This window comes from Wenyingzhuangia gilva (assembly GCF_030519655.1).
GTDB lineage: Bacteria > Bacteroidota > Bacteroidia > Flavobacteriales > Flavobacteriaceae > Wenyingzhuangia > Wenyingzhuangia gilva.
On sequence record NZ_JAUMIT010000004.1, the window covers coordinates 1 to 23,137 of the forward strand.

23 protein-coding genes and 1 rRNA gene are annotated in these 23,137 nt (G+C 31.9%); 21 read left to right on the plus strand and 3 right to left on the minus strand.

Going from position 1 to position 23,137, the window contains the following annotated elements; genetic code table 11:
• Nucleotides 1–84, plus strand: a 5S ribosomal RNA gene (gene rrf / locus QVZ41_RS08750); the annotation flags it as partial.
• Between the two features lie 308 nt (nucleotides 85–392).
• On the opposite strand, the gene rimK is transcribed toward rrf, so the two are convergent.
• Nucleotides 393–1,763, minus strand: coding sequence for a 30S ribosomal protein S6--L-glutamate ligase (gene rimK / locus QVZ41_RS08755; RefSeq protein ID WP_302884190.1), 1,371 nt, complete (start codon nucleotides 1,761–1,763; stop codon nucleotides 393–395).
• Nucleotides 1,764–2,061: 298 nt separating this feature from the next.
• Here rimK and hisG point away from each other — a divergent pair, with 298 nt between their 5' ends.
• From hisG to QVZ41_RS08805, 10 genes are all read left to right on the plus strand, one after another.
• Nucleotides 2,062–2,919, plus strand: coding sequence for an ATP phosphoribosyltransferase (gene hisG, locus QVZ41_RS08760; RefSeq protein ID WP_302884191.1), 858 nt, complete (start codon nucleotides 2,062–2,064; stop codon nucleotides 2,917–2,919).
• A 92-nt stretch (nucleotides 2,920–3,011) separates the two neighbouring features.
• Nucleotides 3,012–4,298, plus strand: a complete 1,287-nt coding sequence (hisD, locus tag QVZ41_RS08765) for a histidinol dehydrogenase (RefSeq protein ID WP_302884192.1) — start codon at nucleotides 3,012–3,014, stop codon at nucleotides 4,296–4,298.
• Between the two features lie 63 nt (nucleotides 4,299–4,361).
• Nucleotides 4,362–5,405 carry a histidinol-phosphate transaminase gene (gene hisC / locus QVZ41_RS08770; protein ID WP_302884193.1) on the plus strand — a complete coding sequence of 348 codons (1,044 nt, stop codon included), beginning with the start codon at nucleotides 4,362–4,364 and terminating at the stop codon, nucleotides 5,403–5,405.
• Nucleotides 5,406–5,473: 68 nt separating this feature from the next.
• On the plus strand, nucleotides 5,474–6,613 hold the full coding sequence (hisB, locus tag QVZ41_RS08775) for a bifunctional histidinol-phosphatase/imidazoleglycerol-phosphate dehydratase HisB (RefSeq protein ID WP_302884194.1): 1,140 nt from the start codon (nucleotides 5,474–5,476) through the stop codon (nucleotides 6,611–6,613).
• 73 nt (nucleotides 6,614–6,686) lie between these two features.
• Nucleotides 6,687–7,268, plus strand: a complete 582-nt coding sequence (gene hisH, locus QVZ41_RS08780) for an imidazole glycerol phosphate synthase subunit HisH (RefSeq protein WP_302884196.1) — start codon at nucleotides 6,687–6,689, stop codon at nucleotides 7,266–7,268.
• A gap of 39 nt (nucleotides 7,269–7,307) precedes the next feature.
• Nucleotides 7,308–7,658, plus strand: a complete 351-nt coding sequence (locus QVZ41_RS08785; RefSeq protein ID WP_302884197.1) for a four helix bundle protein — start codon at nucleotides 7,308–7,310, stop codon at nucleotides 7,656–7,658.
• A 40-nt stretch (nucleotides 7,659–7,698) separates the two neighbouring features.
• On the plus strand, nucleotides 7,699–8,424 hold the full coding sequence (gene hisA, locus QVZ41_RS08790) for a 1-(5-phosphoribosyl)-5-[(5-phosphoribosylamino)methylideneamino]imidazole-4-carboxamide isomerase (RefSeq protein ID WP_302884198.1): 726 nt from the start codon (nucleotides 7,699–7,701) through the stop codon (nucleotides 8,422–8,424).
• Between the two features lie 66 nt (nucleotides 8,425–8,490).
• Nucleotides 8,491–9,246, plus strand: a complete 756-nt coding sequence (gene hisF, locus QVZ41_RS08795; RefSeq protein ID WP_302884199.1) for an imidazole glycerol phosphate synthase subunit HisF — start codon at nucleotides 8,491–8,493, stop codon at nucleotides 9,244–9,246.
• 81 nt (nucleotides 9,247–9,327) lie between these two features.
• Nucleotides 9,328–9,921: a bifunctional phosphoribosyl-AMP cyclohydrolase/phosphoribosyl-ATP diphosphatase HisIE gene (gene hisIE, locus QVZ41_RS08800; protein WP_302884200.1), complete on the plus strand. Its 594-nt coding sequence runs from the start codon at nucleotides 9,328–9,330 to the stop codon at nucleotides 9,919–9,921.
• A gap of 83 nt (nucleotides 9,922–10,004) precedes the next feature.
• The gene (locus QVZ41_RS08805; protein WP_302884201.1) at nucleotides 10,005–10,661 is read left to right on the plus strand and encodes a protein-L-isoaspartate(D-aspartate) O-methyltransferase; all 657 of its coding nucleotides are present in this window, start codon (nucleotides 10,005–10,007) and stop codon (nucleotides 10,659–10,661) included.
• Here QVZ41_RS08805 and QVZ41_RS08810 read toward each other — a convergent pair.
• Nucleotides 10,645–11,133, minus strand: a complete 489-nt coding sequence (locus tag QVZ41_RS08810) for an acyl-CoA thioesterase (RefSeq protein WP_302884202.1) — start codon at nucleotides 11,131–11,133, stop codon at nucleotides 10,645–10,647. The two genes, QVZ41_RS08805 and QVZ41_RS08810, sit on opposite strands and share 17 nt — an antisense overlap.
• A gap of 3 nt (nucleotides 11,134–11,136) precedes the next feature.
• Nucleotides 11,137–12,687, minus strand: a complete 1,551-nt coding sequence (gene porX, locus QVZ41_RS08815; protein ID WP_302884203.1) for a T9SS response regulator signal transducer PorX — start codon at nucleotides 12,685–12,687, stop codon at nucleotides 11,137–11,139.
• Nucleotides 12,688–12,762: 75 nt separating this feature from the next.
• Between porX and QVZ41_RS08820 the strand changes: the two genes are divergently transcribed.
• From QVZ41_RS08820 to QVZ41_RS08865, 10 genes are all read left to right on the plus strand, one after another.
• Nucleotides 12,763–13,995 (plus strand): HD domain-containing protein, encoded by a 1,233-nt coding sequence (locus tag QVZ41_RS08820; RefSeq protein ID WP_302884204.1) that lies wholly within the window; start codon nucleotides 12,763–12,765, stop codon nucleotides 13,993–13,995.
• A gap of 30 nt (nucleotides 13,996–14,025) precedes the next feature.
• The gene (lpxD, locus tag QVZ41_RS08825) at nucleotides 14,026–15,030 is read left to right on the plus strand and encodes a UDP-3-O-(3-hydroxymyristoyl)glucosamine N-acyltransferase (RefSeq protein WP_302884205.1); all 1,005 of its coding nucleotides are present in this window, start codon (nucleotides 14,026–14,028) and stop codon (nucleotides 15,028–15,030) included.
• A gap of 20 nt (nucleotides 15,031–15,050) precedes the next feature.
• Entirely contained in the window at nucleotides 15,051–16,439 is a 1,389-nt protein-coding gene (locus QVZ41_RS08830; protein WP_302884206.1) for a bifunctional UDP-3-O-[3-hydroxymyristoyl] N-acetylglucosamine deacetylase/3-hydroxyacyl-ACP dehydratase, read from the plus strand.
• Between the two features lie 6 nt (nucleotides 16,440–16,445).
• Nucleotides 16,446–17,228, plus strand: a complete 783-nt coding sequence (gene lpxA, locus QVZ41_RS08835) for an acyl-ACP--UDP-N-acetylglucosamine O-acyltransferase (protein WP_073119905.1) — start codon at nucleotides 16,446–16,448, stop codon at nucleotides 17,226–17,228.
• A 16-nt stretch (nucleotides 17,229–17,244) separates the two neighbouring features.
• Nucleotides 17,245–17,811 carry an elongation factor P gene (gene efp / locus QVZ41_RS08840; protein ID WP_302884207.1) on the plus strand — a complete coding sequence of 189 codons (567 nt, stop codon included), beginning with the start codon at nucleotides 17,245–17,247 and terminating at the stop codon, nucleotides 17,809–17,811.
• 171 nt (nucleotides 17,812–17,982) lie between these two features.
• On the plus strand, nucleotides 17,983–18,867 hold the full coding sequence (sucD, locus tag QVZ41_RS08845; RefSeq protein ID WP_302884208.1) for a succinate--CoA ligase subunit alpha: 885 nt from the start codon (nucleotides 17,983–17,985) through the stop codon (nucleotides 18,865–18,867).
• Between the two features lie 12 nt (nucleotides 18,868–18,879).
• Nucleotides 18,880–19,629, plus strand: a complete 750-nt coding sequence (fabG, locus tag QVZ41_RS08850) for a 3-oxoacyl-[acyl-carrier-protein] reductase (RefSeq protein WP_302884209.1) — start codon at nucleotides 18,880–18,882, stop codon at nucleotides 19,627–19,629.
• A gap of 156 nt (nucleotides 19,630–19,785) precedes the next feature.
• The gene (locus tag QVZ41_RS08855; RefSeq protein WP_302884210.1) at nucleotides 19,786–20,613 is read left to right on the plus strand and encodes a prohibitin family protein; all 828 of its coding nucleotides are present in this window, start codon (nucleotides 19,786–19,788) and stop codon (nucleotides 20,611–20,613) included.
• 82 nt (nucleotides 20,614–20,695) lie between these two features.
• Nucleotides 20,696–22,540, plus strand: a complete 1,845-nt coding sequence (locus QVZ41_RS08860; protein WP_302884211.1) for an LTA synthase family protein — start codon at nucleotides 20,696–20,698, stop codon at nucleotides 22,538–22,540.
• Between the two features lie 3 nt (nucleotides 22,541–22,543).
• Nucleotides 22,544–23,122 carry an NUDIX domain-containing protein gene (locus tag QVZ41_RS08865; RefSeq protein ID WP_302884212.1) on the plus strand — a complete coding sequence of 193 codons (579 nt, stop codon included), beginning with the start codon at nucleotides 22,544–22,546 and terminating at the stop codon, nucleotides 23,120–23,122.
• Nucleotides 23,123–23,137: the final 15 nt, after the last annotated feature.

A 23,137-nucleotide genomic window follows, 5' to 3' on the forward strand; every position in this document is an offset into this window, starting at 1 on the left:
ACCTCTTCCCATTCCGAACAGAGAAGTTAAGCCTATTAGCGCAGATGGTACTAGCATTGCTGGGAGAGTATGTCATCGCCTTTTTTTAGAAACCTCATTCATTAAATTGAATGAGGTTTTTTTTATATCCTTCTTTTTGGGGAGGTAGTGAAGTTTGGGATTATAGAATTGTAGTGTTATAGATTCTAGTTATGCTTTCACTGTAATCATTAAAAGCTATTGAATGATTATTTTATCATTAAAAAAACTTCGTAATTAAGTTTTTCGGTCGTTTCATAGTAAATTCATGTTGACCTATTTTAAATATTTTTTACTTTTGCTTGAAAACTTTTTAGAAACGAAAAGCGATTCATTATCAATAATGAATCGCTTTTTGTTTTATAATTCGTTCATTATGAATTATGCTTTAATTTTTTTTCAATTGCTTGAATAATAGTACCAGCAATATCTTTTCCAGTTGCATTTTCTATTCCTTCTAAGCCAGGAGAAGAATTTACTTCTAAAAGCAAAGGGCCTTTGTTAGATCGAATTAAATCGACACCCGCTACAGGTAAGTTTAAAATTTTAGCTGATTTTAAAGCTAATTTTTTCTCTTCTGGAGATATTTTAACAATAGAAGCTGATCCTCCTTGATGAATATTAGCTCTAAATTCTCCTTTTGCAGCTGTTCTTTCAATAGCAGCAACAACTTTACCATCAACAACAAAACATCTTAGGTCTTTACCATTGGCTTCACGAATAAATTCTTGAACTAAGATGTTTGCATTTAAACTTTTGAAAGCATTGATTACAGATTCAGCAGCTTTGTTGGTTTCTGCCAATACAACTCCTTTTCCTTGAGTACTTTCTAATAATTTAATGATTAGTGGAGCTCCACCTACCATGTGTATTAAATCTTTAGTATCTAAAGGTGATTTTGCGAAACCTGTTGTAGGTATATGAATATCGTTTTTTGAAAACAATTGAGAAGAAAAAAGTTTATCTCTAGAAGAACTAATGGATTCTGCTTCATTTAAACAATAAGTACCAAGGGTTTTAAACATTCTTAATAAGGCACAACCATAAAAAGTCATACTGGTCTTGATTCTAGGAATGACTGCATCAAAATCGTTGATAACATTACCTCCTCTATAACGTATCTCAGGAGTCGCAGTATCTAGTTTCATATAACATTGTTGAACATTTAAGAAGACCATTTCATGTCCTCTTGCACGACCAGCTTCCATTAATCTTTTGTTAGAATAAAGTTCTGGGTTACTTGCCAAAACAGCTATTTTTAATCCTGATTTTGTAAGTACAAATGATTTATACATTTGATCAATTTCTTCAGGACTGATTTTTCCTAAAACAAATTCATCTGATGGATTTACAATCATTCTATTTTCCATGGCTTGCCTACCTAAAAGCATTTTAAATTCCATGTTATCTCTATCAGCAAGTGTAAGTTCTATTTCCCAAGAATCATCACCCATGGTAACATATGATTTAATTACATATCTTTTTTCAGGTATTCCCGAAGAACTTTTAACGATTCTATTACCAACAACTTTTGCTTCACATTCAATAGAAATACTTCTGTTTTCTGTTAGTGGTTGAATATTGAAACGAACCCAATTTTCTCTGTTTTTTTTGTACGGTGTAATATCTGTTGCTTGAATTGAAGAAGTTTTAGCTCCAGAATCTATTCTAGCTTTAATTGCAGGTATTCCTAAATGATTAAAACGACACCATTCTTGATTTCCTACTACTTTTAATTGATTCATAATCTGCATGTTTTGATATAATTAACCATGATTGTTAGTTAATTATGTTGACTATTTATTTATTTTAAAGATATGGTATTTTCTTTATTTTAAATGCTTTTAAAATCATATTGAATTGTTATATTTGTTGAATAAAATTTAGAACATGAATTCAGTAAAATTACATCATCATCACATCCAGTACTGCGCTTAAGCGAGTTGGAAGGATTATGTTGTAATATAAACATATATTTTCAAACCCGTTTGAGCTGTCTCGAACGGGTTTTTTATTTTAAAAATTGATATAAACTATATACTAATGAGCACGTTAAAAATTGCCATTCAAAAATCAGGAAGATTAAATGAAGATTCTTTACAATTATTAAAAGAGTGTGGAATTTCTATCGATCATCGTAACGCACAGTTAAAAGCTACAGCGAGAAATTTTCCTTTAGAAGTTTTTTATTTAAGAAATGGAGATATTCCTCAATATTTAGAAGATGGAGTGGTAGATATTGCAATTTTAGGAGAGAACACTTTAATTGAAAAAGGTGAAAATTTACCTATTGTTGAACGTTTAGGGTTTTCTAAGTGCAAAGTTTCTTTAGCGGTGCCAAAAGGAGTAGATTATAAAGATATTTCTTATTTTGAAGGTAAGCGTATAGCTACAAGCTATACAAATACACTAGAGAAATACTTAAAGGAGAAAAAGATCAATGCAACTTTTCATAAAATTGCAGGATCTGTAGAAATTGCACCAAATATTGGTTTGGCTGATGGTATTTGTGATATTGTAAGTTCTGGAGGAACTTTGTTTGCAAACGGTTTAAAAGAAGCTGAAGTGATGTTTTGGTCTGAAGCAGTATTGACAAAATCTCCAGTTTTATCGGCTGAAAAACAAGTTTTGTTAGATAAGCTGCAGTTTAGAATTCAAGCAATTTTAAAAGGACGTGCTTTTAGATATGTATTATTAAATGCACCAAATAATAAGGTTGAGGATATTATAAAAGTAATTCCTGGAATGAAGTCTCCTACAGTTTTACCATTGGCAGAAGAAGGATGGAGTTCTGTACATACCGTAATTCCTAAAGATAAATTTTGGGAAATTTTGGATGAGTTAAAAGCTTTAGGTGCAGAGGGTATTTTAACTACGGAGATAGAGAAAATGGTATTATAATTAAGTATCAGGTAACAAGTAGCAGGTATATAGATGAAGATTATTTAAAAATACCAGGTACCAAATACCAGATACCAGATACTAATAAAAGAATGAAAACATATAATAATCCAGCAAAAAGTACATGGGCAGCAATTACTCAACGTCCGGCTAAAGAAGCTAATACTTTAGGAGCTACTGTAAAAGCTGTGTTTGATGATATAAAGGAGAAAGGAGATGAAGCTTTAAAAAGCTACACTCAAAAATTTGATGGTGTTATTTTGTCAGATTTAAAAGTTTCTCAGCAAGAAATAGATAATGCAATTCCTTTAGTTTCTCAAGAATTAAAAGACGCTATTGTATTGGCTAAAAATAATGTAGAAAAGTTTCATGCTTCTCAAAAAATTGAGAAAAAAGTAATTTCTACAGTTAATGGTGTAGATTGTTGGCAAGAAATGAAACCTATAGAAAAAGTAGGTTTATATATACCAGGAGGATCAGCTCCTTTGTTTTCAACAATTTTAATGTTAGGAGTTCCTGCAAAAATTGCTGGAGCTACTAAAATCGTTTTGTGTACACCACCATCAAAAGATGGAAGGATTAATCCGGCAATTTTATTTGCAGCTCAGTTAGTAGGGGTTACAGAAATTTATAAGTTGGGTGGAATTCAAGCCATTGCAGCGATGACTTACGGGACGGAATCTGTGCCAAGTGTGTATAAAATTTTTGGACCTGGTAATCAGTTTGTCACGGCAGCTAAACAATATGCATTAACTCAAGGTTTGGCTATTGATATGCCCGCAGGTCCTAGCGAAGTAATGGTTGTTGCCGATAAAGATGCCGATGCTAGTTTTGTGGTAGCAGATTTATTATCGCAAGCGGAACATGGTGCGGATAGTCAGGTAATTTTAGTTACTGCTTCTCAACAATTAATTGATGAAGTTCAAGTTGAATTAGACAAACAATTAGCTGAATTACCAAGACAAGAAGTTGCAAGGTTGGCTATAGAAAATTCTAGTGCGATTTTAATTGATAGTATCGATGCTCAAAATGAGTTGATTAATGAATATGCACCTGAACATTTAATTTTAAATGTACTGAATGAAGATGTGTATTTAGATAAAATTGTAAATGCAGGCTCTGTTTTTATAGGCCCTTTAACACCTGAAAGTGCTGGGGATTATGCATCAGGAACCAACCATACATTACCAACCAATGGTTATGCAAGAATGTATAGTGGGGTAAATTTAGATGCGTTTACTAAGAAAATCACTTATCAAAAAATAACAGCAGAAGGGATTCAAAATATTGGACCAGCTATTGAATTGATGGCAGCAGCGGAAGGGTTAGATGCCCATAAAAATGCAGTGACATTAAGATTAAAGAGTTTAAAAAAATAGTTTATGGTTGATGGTTTTTAGTTATTAGTACTAACAACCAACAACTAACAACCAACAACTAAGATGAAATTTAATTTAAAAAATATAATCAGAGAAAATGTAGCTAATATGAAGGCTTACTCTTCGGCAAGAGACGAGTTTCAGGGAGCTACGGATGATATGGTGTTTTTGGATGCGAATGAAAATCCATTTGAAAATGGCGTGAATCGTTATCCTGATCCGATGCAGAAAACTGTAAAGTCAGAATTGGCAAAAATTAAAGGTGTTGCTCAAGAAAATATTTTACTAGGAAATGGTTCTGATGAAGTGATTGATTTGATTTTACGTGCTTTTTGTGAGCCAAAACAAGACAATATCATCACTTTGCCACCTTCTTACGGAATGTATGATGTGTCGGCAAATTTGAATAACATCACCATTAAAGAAGTTCCTTTAAAAGAAAATTTTCAGCCTAATGTTGCTAAAATATTAGAAACAGTTGATGTTAACACAAAAGTAATTTTCTTGTGTTCTCCTAACAATCCATCAGGAAATTTGTTTGATTATGCCAATGTAAAAGCCATTGTAGAAGGTTTTAATGGTTTGGTTGTTATTGATGAAGCGTACATTGATTTTGCTTCTGAGCCAAGTTGGATTACACGTTTGGCTAAACATCCAAATTTAATTGTAAGTCAGACTTTATCAAAAGCGTTTGGAATGGCAGGAATCCGTCTTGGGGTTTGTTATGCGTCTGCAGAAATTATTGCAGTTTTAAACAAAATTAAACCTCCTTATAACATCAACGAATTAACACAACAAAAAGCTTTAGAGCGTTTATTGGCTTATGAAGATGTACAAGAGGAAATTGAAGCTGTTTTAGTGGAGCGAGACAATTTAGAAATTGCTTTAAAAGAGGTTTCTTTTGTAGAAAAAATTTATCCTAGTGATGCTAATTTCTTATTGGTTAAGGTAGATGATGCAACAAAACGCTACCATCAATTAATAGAAAAAGGAATTGTGGTACGTAACAGGACCACTCAAACATTATGTGAAAACACCTTACGTTTTACAGTGGGAACCATTAAAGAAAATGTTTCTTTGATGAAGGCATTAAAGGAGATTGAGTAAAATAGAAGTTAAGAAATCAGAAGTTAAAAAGTCTAGATACTTTCTACCTGATACTAGATACTAAACACATGAAAAAAGTTTTATTTATAGACAGAGACGGTACCCTATGTATTGAACCGCCTGTAGATTATCAATTAGATAGTTTAGAAAAGTTAGAGTTTTACCCAAAGGTTTTCCGATACATGGCAAGAATTGCTGAGGAATTGGATTATGAATTGGTGATGGTAACCAATCAAGATGGATTAGGAACAGATTCTTTTCCAGAAGATACATTTTGGCCTGCTCAAAATAAAGTGATTCAAGCTTTTAAAAACGAAGGAGTAGAGTTTGCTGCAGTGCATATTGATAAAACTTTTCCTCATGAAAATGCGGAAACCCGTAAGCCAAGAACAGGTTTGTTAACTCAGTATTTTGACAAAGAAAAATACGATTTAGAAAATTCTTTTGTGTTAGGTGATAGAATTACCGATATGGAATTGGCTAAAAATTTAGGAGCCAAAGGAATTTTTTTATCAGAAAATTCAGAATTGGGAGCAGATGAAATAGAAGCGGATAAAAAAGCAATTCATAATTGTATAGCCTTAACTTCTACAGATTGGAAAGAAATCTATGAATTTTTAAAACTGGAAGATAGAGTTTCTGAAATCACTAGAAATACCAACGAAACTAAAATTTACATCAAACTAAATTTAGACGGTTCAGGTAAAAATGATATTGATACAGGTGTAAAATTCTTTGATCACATGTTAGATCAAATTGGTCGTCATGGTGCTATGGATTTAACCGTAAAAGTTGATGGAGATTTAGAGGTTGATGAACACCACACCATAGAAGATACTATGATTGCTTTGGGAGAATTATTCAACAAAGCACTAGGAAATAAATTAGGAATTGAACGTTATGGTTTCTGTTTGCCAATGGATGATTGTTTGGCACAAGCAGCTGTTGATTTTGGTGGAAGACCTTGGTTGGTTTGGGAAGCAGACTTTAAACGTGAAATGATTGGAGATATGCCAACTGAAATGTTTTTACATTTGTTTAAATCGTTTACAGATGGAGCAAAATGTAATTTAAACATCAAAGCAGAAGGAACTAATGAGCATCATAAAATAGAAGGAATTTTTAAAGCCTTTGCTAAAGCAATGAAAATGGCTGTAAAACGTGATGCTAATAAAATGTTTTTACCAAGTACAAAAGGGGTACTTTAGTTTTTAGTTGATGGTTTTTGGTAGATAGTGAATACCGATAACCAAAAACTAACAACCAACAACCAATTAAAAAATGAAAATAGTAATTATAAATTACGGAGCTGGAAATATACAATCTATCCGATTTGCTATAGAGCGATTGGGATACGAGGCTATTTTAAGCAACGATGTTGAAGAAATAAAAAATGCAGATAAAGTAATTTTTCCAGGAGTGGGAGAAGCTAGTTCTGCTATGAAGATGTTAAAAGCTACTGGATTAGATACTATTATTCCAACCTTAACACAACCTGTTTTGGGAATTTGTTTGGGAATGCAGTTGATGTGTAACTATTCTGAAGAAGGAGATACTACAGGTTTAGGTATTTTTAATGTAGATGTAAAGCGTTTTGAAAACATTGTAAAAGTTCCTCAAATAGGATGGAATCAAATTAAAGGATTGGGATCTAAGATTTTTAACGATGTAAAAGAAGGAGCTTATATGTATTTGGTGCACAGTTATTATGCTCCATTAACAAAAGAAACGATTGCTACTACTGAATACGGAGTGCAATATTCTACAGCTTTGCAAAAAGCTAATTTTTACGGAGTGCAATTTCACCCAGAAAAAAGTAGTACTGACGGAGCAAATATTTTAGAGAATTTCCTCAATCTTTAGATTGAGAGTACAGAGTAGTTAGTACAAAGTAATGAGTCTATGAATAAGTATCAGGATTTAAAAATATGGGAAAAGTCAATGGAATTGGTTGAGAAAACCTATTTACTAATGAAACTATTACCTGATGAAGAAAAATTTGGACTGATTAGTCAAATTAAAAGATGTAGTGTTTCTATTCCTTCAAATATTGCCGAAGGAGCCGGAAGAAATTCAAATAATGAGTTTAAACATTTTTTAAGTATCACGAATGGTTCTACCACAGAATTAGAAACACAAATATTATTAACAGTTAGATTAGATCTAGTTGATAAAAATGAAATTCAAGAAATATTAAATTTATGTACTGAAATAAAGAAGATGAATTATGCTCTTCAAAAAAGTTTAAGTTAAAAACTTACTACTTTGTACTCAGTACTTAATACTATTATAAATGAGAATAATACCAGCCATAGACATCATTGACGGACAATGTGTTCGTTTGTCAAAAGGAGACTATAACACAAAAAAAGTTTACAACGAAAATCCATTAGAAATTGCAAAGCAGTTTGAAGCTCATGGAATTGAATATTTACATTTGGTAGATTTAGATGGTGCGAAAGCGAGTCATATTGTAAATCATAAAGTTTTAGAGGAAATAGCAACCAAAACAACTTTAAAAATTGATTTTGGAGGAGGATTAAAAACAGATGAAGATTTAAAAATTGCTTTTGAATCTGGAGCTACCCAAATCACTGGAGGAAGCATTGCCGTTAAAAATTCCGATATTTTTAAAAGCTGGATTACTAAATTTGGAGCTGATAAAATCATTTTAGGAGCCGATGCCAATAACGAAAAAATTGCAGTTAGCGGTTGGTTAGAAGAATCTGATGAAGATTTAATTCCTTTTATTCAAGGTTATCAAAAAGAAGGAATTCAATATGTAATTTGTACAGATATTGCTAAAGATGGTATGTTGCAAGGACCTTCTTTTGATTTGTATGAAAAGATTTTAAAAGAATGTCCAAACGTGAAGTTGATTGCAAGTGGAGGAATTTCTACTTTTGATGAATTACCTCGTTTGAGAGATTTAGGATGTGAAGGAACCATTGTTGGAAAAGCAATTTATGAAAACAGAATTAGCTTAAAACAATTGGAAGAGTTTATTTTAAATAGTTAATAGTTTTTAGTTGCTGGTTGTTGGTAAAACCTAACAACTAACAACCAATAACAAATAACCAAAATTATGTTAGCAAAAAGAATAGTTCCTTGTTTAGATATAAAAAATGGACGTACTGTAAAAGGGGTCAATTTTGTGGATTTACGTGATGCAGGAGATCCTGTAGAATTGGCAAAAAAATATGCAGAAACAGGAGCAGATGAATTGGTGTTTTTAGATATTTCTGCAACCGAAGAGCGTAGAAGAACTTTGGTAAATTTAGTGCGTGATGTTGCGGCACAGGTAAATATTCCGTTTACGGTAGGTGGTGGAATTTCATCAGTAGAAGATGTAGATATATTGCTTCAAAATGGTGCAGATAAAGTTTCGATCAACTCATCAGCAGTAAAAAGACCAAAATTGGTGAATGAATTGTCTCAAAAATTTGGGAGTCAATGTGTTGTTGTTGCTATTGATGCAAAGAAAATTGATGGAGAATGGATCGTGCATTTGGTGGGAGGTAAAGTGCCAACCGAATTAAATTTGTTTGATTGGGCAAAAGAAGTTGAGCAAAGAGGAGCTGGAGAAATTTTGTTTACTTCTATGAACAACGATGGAACTAAGGATGGTTTTGCAAACGAAGCTTTGGCACGTTTGTCAGAAGAATTAAACATTCCTATTATTGCAAGTGGTGGTGCTGGAAATATGCAACACTTTGTAGATACTTTTAAAGATGGAAAAGCAGATGCAGCTTTGGCAGCAAGTGTGTTTCATTTTCAAGAAATTGAAATTCCAGATTTAAAACAAGAATTAAAAAGACAAGGAATACCTGTAAGAATATAATAAGTTTTTAATGTTGAAAGTTTAAAAGTTTGTAAAGTAACTTTTTCACTTTTTACTTTAAGACTTTATAAACTTAAAAATATGGAAATCAAATTTGACGAAAAAGGATTAGTTCCTGCAATTATACAAGATGCTGAAACAAAAAATGTATTGATGTTAGGATACATGAATCAAGAAGCATTTGACAAAACATTAACCACTAATAAAGTTACTTTTTACAGCAGATCTAAAAATAGATTGTGGACCAAAGGAGAAGAAAGTGGGAACTTTTTAGAGTTGGTCTCTATTAAAAACGATTGTGATAAAGATACTTTGTTAATTCAAACAAAACCTGTAGGACCTACTTGTCACAAAGGAACAGATACTTGTTGGGCAGAAGAAAATACTGAAAATTTTGGGTTTTTATCTACTTTAGAAAATGTCATCACCGAGCGAGTAAAAAACAAAGATGTTCAAAAATCTTATGTGGCTAGTTTGTTTGCCAAAGGAATCAATAAGGTGGCTCAAAAAGTTGGTGAAGAAGCTGTGGAAACTGTAATTGAAGCCATGGATAATAATGATGAATTGTTTTTATATGAAGCGGGAGATTTGTTGTTTCACTATTTAATGTTACTTCAAGCAAAAGGATTTACCTTAAAAGATATTACGGCTGAATTGAGAAAACGTCAGAAGTAAATTGTTTATAAATTTTACATTCAAGCCCTAGAAATTCTATTTTCTGGGGCTTTTGTTTTTTATATTTGTGTTCTATTGCAATTATGAAAGACACATACAAACATCAAGGATTAAGAAATAGATTGGCCACCGTTTTACAAGAAAAAGGAGTGACAGATGCTGCCGTTTTGTTAGCGATCAAAGAAATTCCGAGACATTTGTATATGGATGCTAGTTTTGAGGAATATGCTTATCAAGATGTTGCTTTTCCTATTGCTGCAGAGCAAACCATTTCTCAGCCTTATACGGTTGGATTTCAATCACAATTATTAGAAATCAAACCTGGAGAAAAAATTCTAGAAATAGGAACAGGTTCAGGATATCAAACTAGTGTTTTGGTTCGCTTGGGTGGTGTGGTTTATACCATTGAACGCCAGCAAGAATTGTATAAAAAAACACAGTTATTATTGCCTAAATTAGGTTACAAACCTAAGTACATGTATTTTGGTGATGGATACAAAGGTTTGCCTCAATTTGCTCCTTTTGATAAGATTATTGTGACTTGTGGAGCCCCTTTTTTACCAAAAGCTTTATTAGCTCAACTTAAAATTGGAGGTAGAATGGTGATTCCTGTGGGAGATGCGCAACAAATGATGACTTTAATCACTCGCAATTCTGCCAAAGAATTTGACAAACAAATTATAGAAGAATGTGCTTTTGTTCCTATGTTAACCGATAAAAGTCTTAAGAATTTTTCTTAATCGTTCTTAGATTTCTTTCGCGTTCATCAAAAGTTTTTTCGGAAAGTGGTAATACGGTTTCTTCAAATAGTTTCATAAATTTAGGACTGTGTTCAGTAGTTCTATTCTTTTCTAAATCAAAGTGAACAAAACTAATCCAAGCAATAGATTTTAGCACGGTTTTATCTTTATTAAACATTCTTACTTCAGCTTGTAAATGTTTTTTAGAATAAGCAATGGTTTGTGATTCAAAAGCAACTTCTTCCATGGTGTAAGCTGGAACCAAATAAGCCAATTGAGTGTTAGAAATTACCCAACCTATTTTTTCTTCTCTAATCATTTTAAAAATATCAAGACCATATCCGTTTAAAATTTGATCTTCTCTTTGATTGATAAAATAATCAATATAACGACCATTGTTTAAATGATTAAAAGGATCACAATCTTGAAAACGAATTTTAGTACTACTAGTTAATATTTTAGGTCTATCCATTTTTTAATTTTTTGGGGTTAAGATTACGCAAGGAATAATCATTTCTTCTAGTGATATTCCTCCATGTTGATAGGTGTCTTTATAATATTTTGTATAATGATTTTGATTGTTTGGATACACAAAAAACAAATTGTCTTTGGCAAAAACAAAAGAGCTATTCATGTTTTCCTGAGGTAAAAATATTCTTTTAGGGTCGTGTTCAGCGTATACATCTTTTTCTTGATAAGTAATGCTTCTACCTGTTTTGTATCTTAAATTAGAAGCAATGGCTTTGGTACCAATTACTTGTGTTGGTTTGCTACAATTTACAGTTCCATGATCCGTTGTGATGATTAATTTTATATTGTCTTTTTGTGCTTTTTGAATCAATTCCAACATAGGGGAATTTTGAAACCAAGTATCTGTCAAAGCTCTGTAGGACTTATCATCAGAAGCTAATTCTTTAATTACCTGTGTTTCTGTTTTGGCATGTGATAACATGTCTACAAAATTAAACACCATTATATTGAACTTGTTGTCTTTGTATTGGTTGTAATTTTGAATAAGATCTTTTCCAGATTTTTGAGAACTTATTTTATGATAAGAAAAAGGCAATTCTTTTTTAAGCGTTCTTAGCTGTCTTTTTAAAAACTCTTCTTCCTGCATATTTTTTCCACCTTCATCATTTTCATTCAACCAAATATCTTTATGTTTGGTTGCCATTTCTAAAGGTGTTAAACCTGAAAAAATAGCATTACGAGCATAATGAGTTGCCGTTGGTAAAATGCTATAAAAAGGAATCTCCTGTTGTTTTTTATAATATTTTAAAATGGTTTTTTCTAAAACTAAATATTGATCATATCGTAAGTTATCTACTACAATGACCATGGTTTTTTCACTATTTTCTATCTCTGGTAAAATAATTTTTTTAAATAGTTGATGTGATAACATTGGAGCATCTTGATCGTAAAACCAATCTGCATAATTTTTTTTAATGTATTTAAAGAAAATTTGATTGGCTTCTTGTTTCTGACTTTCAAGAATACTTAGCAAACCAGCATCGCTGATGTTTTCTAATTCAAGTTCCCAATAAATTAACTTTTTGTAAACTTCTACCCATTCTGAATGAGAGTTGACAGAAGCCAATTCCATAGAAATTTTTCTGAATTCTTGTTGATAATTAATAGTGGTCCTTTCACTCACCAATCTACTATGGTCTAAATTCTTTTTTAAACTTAGAAGAATTTGATTTGGGTTTACAGGTTTTATTAAATAATCAGCAATTTTAGATCCAATGGCTTCTTCCATCAAATATTCTTCTTCACTTTTGGTAATCATCACCACAGGAATATTGTTCTGAATGTTTTTGATACCTGTCAAGGTTTCAAGTCCACTTAAACCGGGCATGTTTTCATCTAAAAAAATAATATCATAATTGTTAGATTTTACCAAATCAATGGCATCAGCCCCGTTGGTACAAGGAGTAACATTGTAGTTTTTGTTTTCTAAAAATAAGATATGCGGTTTTAAAAGATTGATTTCATCGTCAACCCAAAGAATTTCAATATTATTCATATGGTAAGAATATGTGATTTACTAAATATAAAGGATTTAGATTTTTATATTTGTGGAACATTAAAAGTACAAAAATTGAAAACCCCCACCAATAAAGTTAAAATTATAAACGACCCTATCTATGGGTTTATTACAATTCCTAACAAATTAATTTTTGATTTAATAGAACATCCTTATTTCCAGCGTTTAAGAAGAATTACTCAAATGGGGATGTCTAATTTGGTATATCCTGGTGCCCACCATACAAGATTTCATCATGCCGTAGGTTGTATGCACCTAATGCAAAAAGCCATTACGGTACTAAAAAACAAAGGCGTTGTTATTTCTGATGAAGAAAAAAATGCAGTTTGTATGGCTATTTTATTACATGATATTGGTCATGGACCTTATTCTCATGCTCTAGAACACAGTATTGTTGATGGAGTAAGTCACGAAGCAATTTCCTTGTTGTTTATGAAAGAGTTAAACAAAGAATTTAAAGGGAAATTAAGCTTGGCTATAGAAATTTTTGAAGGTAAATATCCTCGTAAATTCTTAAATCAATTGGTATCTAGTCAGTTAGATATTGATAGAATGGATTATTTAAAAAGGGATAGTTTTTATACTGGAGTTGCCGAAGGAAATATTAGTTCAGAACGTTTGATAGATATGTTAAATGTGGTGAATGATCAGTTGGTGGTTGAAGAAAAAGGAATTTACTCTGTAGAAAAATTTATTGTTGGTAGAAGGTTGATGTATTGGCAAGTATACTTACATAAGGCAGGAGTTGTGGCTGAAAAAATGTTGGTAAACCTATTGGCAAGAGCTAAATATTTAGCCAATCAAGGAATAGAATTACCAAGTAGTAAAGCATTACATTATTTTTTATACAAAGAAGTAGAAGAAACTTTTACTTTACAAACCTTAAAAACGTTTTCTAGGTTAGACGATTACGATATTTTATCAGCCATAAAAGACTGGATTAGCCATGATGATAAAATTTTATCTCAATTATCAGAAATGATAATCAACAGAAAACTATTAAAAGTTCAATTAAGTAATAAAATTTTTGATGTTGAATATGTTGAGAATATCAAAAATAAAATGTTAGCACAAGGATGGTCTCAAGAAGATTTAAAATACTTTTTTGTGTTGGATACTATTTCTAATCAGGCATATAATGATACTTCTAGTAAAATATATTTGTATTATAAAAACGGAGATATTGTAGATATTGTAGAAGCATCAGATCAATTGAACATACAAGCATTAACAAAGCCAGTTATTAAACACTTTCTTTGTTATCCTAAAGGCATCAAATTAGCCTAAATAGAATTTAATTTTATATTTTTGCCGTTAATGGAATTTAAAGCAACACAAATAGCTGAGATTTTAGGAGGTGATATTGTTGGAGATGCCTCTGCAACAGTTTCAACGCTAGCTAAAATAGAGGAAGGAGAAAAAGGATCGATGACTTTTTTATCCAATCCCAAGTACACTTCATACATTTATACAACAAATGCATCAATTGTAATTGTTAATAAATCTTTTGAGCCTACTGCTGAAATTAGTGCTACGCTAATTAAAGTTGAGGATGCTTATCAAGCCTTTACTCAGATATTAGAATTTTATAATGAGTATAAAAATCAAAAGGTAGGAATTGATATGAATACATTTATATCAGATTCTGCTAAAATAGGTCAAGAAATCTATTTAGGAGCTTTTGCTTATATTGGAGAAAATGTAGTAATTGGTAACAATGTAAAAATATATCCACAATGCTACATTGGAGATAATGTAGAGATTCAGGACAATACCACATTATTTTCAGGCGTAAAAGTGTATGCTGATTGTGTCATTGGTAAGAATTGTAAAATTCATTCAGGTACAGTTATAGGTTCTGATGGATTTGGTTTTGCTCCAACAGAAACAGGAGAGTATAAAAGTATTCCACAAATAGGAAATGTTGTTATAGAAGACCATGTTGATATAGGGGCTAATTGTACCATTGATAGAGCAACGATGGGAACTACTTTTATTAGAAAAGGAGTAAAGTTAGATAATTTAGTACATGTTGCTCATAACGTTAGCATTGATGAAAATACAGTCATTGCTGGCCAGTCAGGAATTGCAGGTTCTAGTAAAATTGGAAAATACTGTATGTTTGGAGGTCAAGTGGGAATTTCTGGACATGTAAGTATAGGCGATAATGTTAAAATTTCTGCCAAGTCAGGAGTAACTAGAAATATAAAGAATGATGCAGTCTTAAGAGGAATTCCTTCTATGGACTATAATGAATATAATAAGGCTTACGTAATGTTTAAAAAATTACCTGAGATTATTAAAGAGTTAAAAAATAAATAAAAGCTTTAAAAGTAAAAAGGATGCTAAAACAAAAAACAATCCAAAAGGAGGTTACTTTAACAGGTGTGGGTTTACACACTGGAAAAGAAGTTACAATGGTTTTTAAACCAGCTCCAGAAAATTATGGATATGCATTTGTTCGTGTGGATTTAGAAGGATGCCCAACCATAGAAGCCAAAGTAGAATATGTTACAGAAACTGAAAGAGGTACTAATCTTGAAAAAAAAGGAGTAAGTATTAATACTTCTGAACATGTATTAGCTGCTGCAGTAGGTTTAGGAATAGATAACTTAATCATAGAAATCAATGCATCGGAGCCACCAATTATGGATGGTTCTTCTAAGTATTTTATAGAAGCTTTAGAGTCAGCAGGTCTTTTAGAACAAAATGCACCAGTTGATGAATATATTGTAAAAGATATTATATCATACAAAGATGAAGCTACAGGTAGTGAGATTATTTTAATGCCTGCAGAGGAATATCAAATTACTACAATGGTAGATTTTGGAACCAAAATATTAGGGACCCAAAATGCTAATTTAAACCATATTTCTGATTTTAAAGAAGAAATATCAGCAGCTCGTACTTTTAGTTTTTTACATGAATTGGAAACATTATTAGAACACAACCTAATCAAAGGAGGTGATTTAAACAATGCAATTGTATATGTAGATAAAAAAATATCAGATGAAACTTTAGAAAAGTTAAAGAAGGCATTTGGTAAGGATGATATTAAAGTAACTCCAAATGGAATTTTAGATAATTTAGAATTACATTGGGCAAACGAAGCTGCTAGACATAAGTTGTTAGACGTTATTGGTGATTTGGCTTTGGTTGGAACTCGAATTAGAGGAAAAGTAATTGCTAACAAGCCAGGACATAAAATAAATACTTCCTTCGGAAAGCGTTTGGCCAATATCATCAAACAAGAAAAAAGAAAAAGTGTTCCTTCATATGATTTGAATCAACCACCTTTGATGGATATTCATCAAATCATGAAATTGTTACCACACAGACCTCCGTTTTTATTAATTGATAGAATTTTAGAATTAACGGATGATTATGTGGTTGGAATGAAAAATGTTTCGATGAACGAGCCATTTTTTGTAGGACATTTTCCAGATGCACCAGTCATGCCAGGAGTATTACAAGTAGAGGCAATGGCACAGTGTGGTGGAATTTTGGTATTAAGTACCGTTCCAGACCCTGAAAATTATTTAACATATTTCATGAAAATGGATAACGTTAAATTTAAACAAAAAGTATTACCAGGGGATACCCTTATTTTTAAAGCGGAGTTAATTTCACCTATTCGTAGAGGAATTTGTCATATGCGATCTGTTGGTTATGCTAATGGAAGAATAGTAGTAGAGGCTGAATTAATGGCTCAAATAGTTAAGAAAAAATAAATAAATATGAATCAACCACTAGCTTATATTCATCCAGGTGCAAAAATTGCACGTAATGTTGTTATTGAGCCATTTACAACTATCCATAATAATGTAACCATTGGTTCAGGTACGTGGATTGGTTCTAATGTAACCATTATGGAAGGGGCTATAATTGGAGAAAATTGTAAAATTTTTCCAGGAGCAGTAATTTCTGCTATGCCTCAAGATTTAAAATATGATGGTGAAGAAACCACAACCGTTATTGGGAATAATGTTACTATTCGTGAGTGTGTAACCATTAACCGTGGGACTTCTGATAGAATGAAAACGGTTATAGGTGATAACTGCTTAATTATGGCTTATTGTCACGTTGCACACGATTGTATTGTGGGGGATAACTGTATTTTTTCTAACGGAAGTACTTTGGCAGGACACACCAATATTGGAGACAATGTTATTTTAGCTGGGATGACTGCTATACATCAATTTTGTTCTATCGGTGATCATGCATTTGTAACTGGTGGATCTTTGGTAAGAAAAGATGTACCTCCTTATGTAAAAGCAGGAAGGGAACCATTATCTTATGTAGGAATTAATTCTGTTGGACTAAGAAGAAGAGGTTTTTCTGTAGAGAAAATAAGAGAGATACAAAATATTTACAGAATCTTGTTTCAAAGTAAATACAACAATTCTCAGGCAATTAGAATTATAGAAGCAGAAATGGAAGCCTCTAGTGAAAGAGATGATATTATCAAATTCATCCAAAACTCACAAAGAGGAATTATGAAGGGATATTTTAGTAATTAAGAATAAAATTTTTTAGATGGCAACAACATCAGATATTAGAAATGGATTGTGCATTGTATATAACAGTGATACTTTCAAAGTAGTAGAATTTCAACACGTAAAGCCAGGTAAAGGTCCTGCTTTTGTAAGAACTAAATTAAAAAGTTTAACCTCAGGAAAAGTAATTGACAATACTTTCTCTGCTGGACATAAAATTGACGAAGTTAGAGTGGAAACTAGAAAATATCAGTATTTATATGCTGAAGGGGATACTTTTAACTTTATGAACACTGATGACTACAATCAAATCACTTTAGACAAAGCTGCTTTAGATGCTCCAGAATTGTTAAAAGAAGGAGAAGTTGTAACAGTAATTGTTCGTGCAGAAGATGAAATGCCATTGTCTGTAGAAATGCCTCAATCAGTAATTTTAGAAGTTACTTATACAGAGCCAGGTATTAAAGGAAACACAGCAACCAACGCAACCAAGCCAGCAACTGTAGAAACGGGTGCCTCAGTAAACGTACCTTTGTTTATTAACGAAGGAGATATGATTAAAATTGAAACAGCAAAAGGTACTTATCAAGAAAGAATAAAGGCTTAAAACTGTTAAAATGATAAGATGTAAATACCCAAAGTGAATTTTCATTTTGGGTGTTTTTTTATAAAATTATTACAGGTTCTTTAATTTTGTGATAAAAAAATTAAAAGGACAGATATTGTAAACAAATATTTATATTTGTTTGCAATGAATTTCAATAAAAAATAAATATAAATGAGTGTTTTAGTAAATAAGGATTCAAAGATTATTGTTCAAGGGTTTACAGGTAGTGAAGGAACTTTTCACGCTTCACAAATGATTGAATATGGAACAAACGTAGTGGGTGGTGTAACTCCAGGAAAAGGAGGACAAGAACACTTAGGAAAGCCAGTTTTTAATACTGTACAAGATGCAGTTGATAAGGCAGGAGCTGATACTACTATTATTTTTGTACCACCAGCATTTGCAGCTGATGCAATTATGGAAGCTGCTGATGCAGGAATTAAAGTAATTATTTGTATCACCGAAGGAATTCCAGTTGGAGATATGGTAAAAGTAAAAGCTTATTTACAAAATAAGGAAGCTCGTTTAATTGGACCTAACTGTCCAGGAGTGATTACTCCTGGAGAAGCTAAAGTTGGGATCATGCCAGGGTTTATCTTTAAAAAAGGAAATGTAGGGATTGTTTCTAAATCAGGAACTTTAACTTATGAAGCTGCTGACCAAGTAGTAAAACAAGGTTACGGAATCACGACTGCTATTGGTATTGGTGGAGATCCAATTATTGGAACTACTACTAAAGAAGCTGTAGAATTGTTGATGAATGACCCAGAAACGGAAGCAATTGTAATGATTGGTGAAATTGGAGGTCAATTAGAAGCAGAAGCTGCTAGATGGATCAAAGCTGATGGTAACAGAAAACCAGTGGTAGGGTTTATTGCTGGACAAACTGCACCTGCAGGACGTACAATGGGACACGCTGGTGCTATTGTAAGTGGTGAAGGAGAATCTGCTCAAGCTAAAATGGAAATTTTAGCAGAAAATGGAATTCACGTAGTAGCATCACCTGCAAAAATTGGTGAAGCAATTGCAAGTGTTTTGGCAGGAGTAGCAAAATAAAAAAAGTAAAGAATGGGATTATTACAAGATAAAACAGCCATCATTACTGGTGCAACAAGAGGAATAGGTAAAGGAATTGCATTAGAATTTGCTAAGCAAGGAGCAAATATCGCTTTTACATACAGTTCATCTGTTGAAGCAGCAAATGCTTTAGAGGCTGAATTAGCTGCTTTTGGTGTGAAAGCCAAAGGATATCAATCTAACGCTGCAGAATTTGATGCTGCTCAAGCATTGGCAGCAGACGTTTTAAAAGAATTTGGAACGATTGATGTATTGATTAATAATGCTGGAATTACAAAGGATAATTTGTTAATGCGTATTTCTGAGGAAGACTTTGATAAAGTAATCGAAGTAAACTTAAAATCTGTCTTTAACTTAACAAAAGCTGTAATTCGACCAATGATGAAGCAAAGAGCTGGTTCTATTATTAACATGAGTTCTGTTGTTGGAGTTCAAGGAAATGCAGGACAAACAAACTATGCGGCTTCAAAAGCGGGAATGTTAGGATTTACTAAATCTGTGGCTTTAGAGTTAGGATCTAGAAATATTAGATGTAACGCAATTGCTCCTGGATTTATTGAAACTGAAATGACAGCTAAATTAGATGAATCTGTTGTAGATGGATGGAGACAAGCCATTCCTTTAAAAAGAGGAGGTCAACCAGAAGATATTGCAAATGCATGTGTGTTTTTAGCTTCTGATATGTCTGCATATATTACAGGACAAACATTAAATGTAGATGGTGGTATGATTACTGCATAATTTACCTTTATTATAATTTTAAAAACCGCTTTAAAGATTTTCTTTAAAGCGGTTTTTGTTTTTAAGGATTTTAAATGAAACACGAAATTATTAGTTAACAGCCCCAATAAATCGTAAATTCAGAATTATTAATCTTTTATTAAATTAAGTTAAACAATGACAAATCAAAATATAAAAATCCCTAAATCCCTTCCTATTATTATAGTTGCTGTAATTGTAGTTTTGGTGTTTATTTCAAAATCAGCCATCAGTATAGATTCTGGAAAGGCAGGAGTAAAGTTTGAAACTTTTGGGGGAGGTGTTGTAACCGATGAACCTGCTTTAGGAGAAGGATTTCATTTAATAGCTCCATGGAACAAGGTTTTTGTATACGAAGTTCGTCAGCAAGAATTGTTTGAAAAAATGAAAGTACTGTCTTCTAATGGATTGGATATTTTATTAGAAGTAAGTGCTTGGTATATGCCACAAACTGAGAATTTAGGAGAATTACATCAACAAAAAGGGCAAGAATATTTAAGTAGAGTAATATTACCCTCTTTAAGATCAGCAGCTCGTTCTGTAGTAGGAAGATATACCCCAGAACAAATATATTCTAGTAAACGTGATGTAATTCAGAGTGAAATTTTTGATGAAACCAAAAAAATATTAGACGATCAATTTGTTCAGCTAAACGAGGTGTTGGTAAGAGATGTAACGTTACCTACTACAATTAAAAATGCTATTGAAAAGAAACTAAAACAAGAGCAAGAGTTTTTAGAGTATGAGTTTACCATTCAGAAAGCTCAGAAAGAAGCAGAACGTCAAAAAATTGATGCTGAAGGAAAAGCAACAGCAAACAAAATTTTAAATGCATCTTTATCAGAAAACATTTTAAAAGAAAAAGGAATTCAAGCAACTTTAGAGTTGGCCAATTCCCCAAATGCAAAAGTAATTGTAATAGGCTCTTCTAAAACTGGAATGCCCATTATTTTAGGAAATCAGTAAAGGATTGATTTGCTAAACAAGTAAATCAAACAATTAAAATATTAAGCTCAAAGATTTTCTATCTTTGAGCTTTTTTTATGCTATGATAAATTCCCTAAAATATTTATTTAAAAATTACCTATACTTCTTGGTTATTTATGCCATTTCCAGAATTGTATTTATTGTTTATAACTTAAATAGTTTTGATATTTCTTTTAAAGAAGCCATTCTTTCTTTTCTGTATGCGTGGAGGGTAGATACCGTAATGGCATGTTATATTTTAATCATTCCAACTTTATTATTGAGTCTTCATTTCTTGTATCCAAATAAAGCCACTCATTATATAGTAAAAACTGTAGTGATGATTTTTACTTTAATCAATGCTATGATTATGATTGGGGACATAGGGATTTATAAAGAATGGAACACCAAAATTAATTACAAAGCACTTACGTATTTAAAAGATGTTGATGAAGTAATGAGGACATCAACCAATGGTTTGTTGATTTCGGGTACTGTTTTGTTTTTGTTGATGTTGGTTTTATCGTATTATGTATATCAAAAAATAGTTCCTAAAAACATCCATGTAAAACAAAGTTATATGCTTCCTATTCCTTTTTTCTTGTTAGCAGGTGGAGTTGTTTTTTTAGGATTAAGAGGTACAGGGATTACGCCTATTGATCAAAGCGATGCTTACTTTTCTGAAAATGATTTTGCCAATGCTGCAGCTATTAATTCAACCTTTAACTTGGCAAGAAGTGTTGAATCTAATATAAAAGTAGGAGATGAAAATCCTTATCAGTTTTTTACCAAAGAAGAATTAAATAAAAGGATTACTAATTTATACGAGGTTAAAAAGGACACAACCATTTCAATTTTAAAAACTTCAAAACCCAATATTGTTTATATTATTCTTGAAGGTTTTTCAGCAGATTTAATTGGAGCAGATGGAGGGTATAAAAGTGTAACCCCAACTTTAGATTCTATAATTAAAAACGGGTATAATTTTACCAATGTAGTTTCTCCAGGCTTAAGATCTCATGTAGGAATGATTAGCATTTTTAGTGGTTTTCCTGCTTTACCAACCGTAAATGTTGCTACCCAAAGAGATAAATTTACCAACTTACCCAACTTTGTAAAAGACCTTAAAAAACAAGGATATGAAACGGGTTATATTTTTGGAGGAGATTTAAAACATGGAAAAGTTTTAGACTATATTTTTAATTGTCATTTTGATCATTTAATCAAAGGAGAAGATTTTTCATCTGAAATTCCTACAGGAAAATTGGGGGTTGCTGATGAATATTTATTTGAAAGAAAAATTCAAGAAATAGATAAAATGAAAGCCCCTTTTATGATGGCATCATTTACTTTAAGCACTCATTCTCCATTTGATTATCCTATGAAAGATGTGTTTAATTTCGGAGGCGGATATCAACAATACATCAACTCAGGTCATTATACAGATAAAAGTTTAAAACAGTTTTTTAAAGTTGCTGCTACCAAACCTTGGTATAAAAATACACTATTTGTTATTACGGCAGATCATAGTCATCCAACCCCAAATCATTGGGAAGAATTTGTGGCCAATAAAAGTAGAATTCCATTGGTGTTTTATGGAGAGGTTATCAAAGAAGAATTTAGAGGAATCCAAAACCCAAAATATGCTAGTCAGTTAGATATTTCATCAACAGTATTACATCAATTAGGTTTAGAGGCCAAAGAATATCAATGGAGTAAAAATTTATTCAATCCAAACACCAAAGATTTTGGTTTTTATGTATATAATGATGCTTATGGTTTGGTAAGTCAAAACGAAAATGTATTTTATCATCATGAAACAAAAAAGACGGTTTATCAACCTGAAGAAGCGTTTCAGAATAAAAATAAAGAAGAAGATCTTAAAGCATTGTTACAAGCTTTGTATGATGAGTATTTAAAATTATAGAAAATGAAAATATCCAATATTAAAGAAAAGGTGTTGTCTAATAAATGGAAGCCTTTAAAATTGTTTTCTTATCAATACACTCGCACAGACGGAAGAACCGAAGAGCAAGTAAGAGAAGTTTATGACAAAGGAGATGGAGCGGCCGTTTTTATGTACAACAAGAAAGCTAAGAAAGTACTCTTAACCAAACAGTTTAGAATGCCCGCATATATTAACGGAGTAGCTTTAGGGATTGTTACCGAAGTTCCAGCTGGGATGTTAGATAAAGATGATCCGGAAACTTGTATTATTAGAGAAATAGAAGAGGAAACGGGCTATAAAGTTCCAAAAGTTAAAAAAGTGAGACATTGTTTTATGACTCCTGGAGCAGTAACAGAAATCACCCATATGTTTGTAGCAGAATATGATGAGAGTATGAAAGTAGCAGCAGGTGGTGGATTGAATGATGAACAAGAAGATATTTTTGTTTTTGAAATGAGTTTTGATGAGGTAAAAAAAGCCGTAGAAAATAATGAGTTTAATGATGCTAAAACATTAATATTGTTACAATACGCTTGGATTCATAATTTATTAGAGGATTAGGGCAAAAAATCACAG

Bases quoted from the DNA above. Each gene is read 5' to 3' on its own strand.
- sucD (WP_302884208.1), top strand. From the start codon at position 17,983: ATGAGTGTTTTAGTAAATAAGGATTCAAAGATTATTGTTCAAGGGTTT.
- hisIE (WP_302884200.1), top strand. From the start codon at position 9,328: ATGGAAATCAAATTTGACGAAAAAGGATTAGTTCCTGCAATTATACAA.
- hisD (WP_302884192.1), top strand. From the start codon at position 3,012: ATGAAAACATATAATAATCCAGCAAAAAGTACATGGGCAGCAATTACT.
- hisA (WP_302884198.1), top strand. From the start codon at position 7,699: ATGAGAATAATACCAGCCATAGACATCATTGACGGACAATGTGTTCGT.
- hisF (WP_302884199.1), top strand. From the start codon at position 8,491: ATGTTAGCAAAAAGAATAGTTCCTTGTTTAGATATAAAAAATGGACGT.
- porX (WP_302884203.1), bottom strand. From the start codon at position 12,687: ATGAATAATATTGAAATTCTTTGGGTTGACGATGAAATCAATCTTTTA.
- hisG (WP_302884191.1), top strand. From the start codon at position 2,062: ATGAGCACGTTAAAAATTGCCATTCAAAAATCAGGAAGATTAAATGAA.
- rimK (WP_302884190.1), bottom strand. From the start codon at position 1,763: ATGAATCAATTAAAAGTAGTAGGAAATCAAGAATGGTGTCGTTTTAAT.
- QVZ41_RS08865 (WP_302884212.1), top strand. From the start codon at position 22,544: ATGAAAATATCCAATATTAAAGAAAAGGTGTTGTCTAATAAATGGAAG.
- fabG (WP_302884209.1), top strand. From the start codon at position 18,880: ATGGGATTATTACAAGATAAAACAGCCATCATTACTGGTGCAACAAGA.
- efp (WP_302884207.1), top strand. From the start codon at position 17,245: ATGGCAACAACATCAGATATTAGAAATGGATTGTGCATTGTATATAAC.
- QVZ41_RS08810 (WP_302884202.1), bottom strand. From the start codon at position 11,133: ATGGATAGACCTAAAATATTAACTAGTAGTACTAAAATTCGTTTTCAA.
- lpxA (WP_073119905.1), top strand. From the start codon at position 16,446: ATGAATCAACCACTAGCTTATATTCATCCAGGTGCAAAAATTGCACGT.
- QVZ41_RS08785 (WP_302884197.1), top strand. From the start codon at position 7,308: ATGAATAAGTATCAGGATTTAAAAATATGGGAAAAGTCAATGGAATTG.
- QVZ41_RS08830 (WP_302884206.1), top strand. From the start codon at position 15,051: ATGCTAAAACAAAAAACAATCCAAAAGGAGGTTACTTTAACAGGTGTG.
- QVZ41_RS08860 (WP_302884211.1), top strand. From the start codon at position 20,696: ATGATAAATTCCCTAAAATATTTATTTAAAAATTACCTATACTTCTTG.
- hisC (WP_302884193.1), top strand. From the start codon at position 4,362: ATGAAATTTAATTTAAAAAATATAATCAGAGAAAATGTAGCTAATATG.
- QVZ41_RS08805 (WP_302884201.1), top strand. From the start codon at position 10,005: ATGAAAGACACATACAAACATCAAGGATTAAGAAATAGATTGGCCACC.
- lpxD (WP_302884205.1), top strand. From the start codon at position 14,026: ATGGAATTTAAAGCAACACAAATAGCTGAGATTTTAGGAGGTGATATT.
- hisB (WP_302884194.1), top strand. From the start codon at position 5,474: ATGAAAAAAGTTTTATTTATAGACAGAGACGGTACCCTATGTATTGAA.
- hisH (WP_302884196.1), top strand. From the start codon at position 6,687: ATGAAAATAGTAATTATAAATTACGGAGCTGGAAATATACAATCTATC.
- QVZ41_RS08855 (WP_302884210.1), top strand. From the start codon at position 19,786: ATGACAAATCAAAATATAAAAATCCCTAAATCCCTTCCTATTATTATA.